The organism is Bacillota bacterium (genome assembly GCA_033549065.1).
Taxonomy (GTDB): domain Bacteria; phylum Bacillota; class Dethiobacteria; order DTU022; family DTU022; genus JAWSUE01.
The window spans coordinates 1-541 of the sequence record JAWSUE010000055.1; the positions used below are offsets into that span (position 1 = coordinate 1).

1 protein-coding gene is annotated in these 541 nt (G+C 40.9%); it reads right to left on the reverse strand.

Annotated elements, in window-relative coordinates; translation table 11 throughout:
• Positions 1-90: 90 nt before the first annotated feature.
• Positions 91-441, reverse strand: a complete 351-nt coding sequence (locus SCJ97_11740; protein ID MDW7740700.1) for a M50 family metallopeptidase — start codon at positions 439-441, stop codon at positions 91-93.
• Between the last annotated feature and the right edge of the window lie 100 nt (positions 442-541).

Here is a 541-nt window from a genome sequence, read left to right on the forward strand (position 1 = left end):
CATTTAAATTTTCGACATGGTGACAATAATTCCTTTTTTTGAAAGTACGAATTTTCGTAACCCCAACCACAACAAAATGTACTCAGAGTATTAACTTATAGATTGTAACTGTTGAAAGGCAAGTTTAAGGTTGGTTAATATCCTTGATCCGTCTGAACCGGGTAAGGGAAGTAAGTTGACTAACCCGAATACAAGGTTGGTCAGAAAGAGAAGTTCCTGTCCTGTTATGAAGAACGAAATTGCGAAAAGAAGATTAATTGCCGGACCCGCTAAAGAAACAAGCGCCCTTTTAAGCGGTTCATTTGCATAAGGCTCCCAGCTGATACCGATACCTTTTAGATTCAAAACCAATCCTTGAATGCGCCCAGCCCGGGTGAGCATTATTCCCAAAGCATGGCCGGCTTCGTGAATTAAAACAGTAAACAATATTGAAAGAATCATTTTTTGTTTCCTCCATCACCCAGAATCAAGTGCCATCCGACGATAATGGAGGAGTACAACAAAAATCCTGTTTCGGTAGCCTGGCAGTCATGCCCCTTAA

Bases quoted from the DNA above. Each gene is read 5' to 3' on its own strand.
- SCJ97_11740 (MDW7740700.1), bottom strand. From the start codon at position 441: ATGATTCTTTCAATATTGTTTACTGTTTTAATTCACGAAGCCGGCCAT.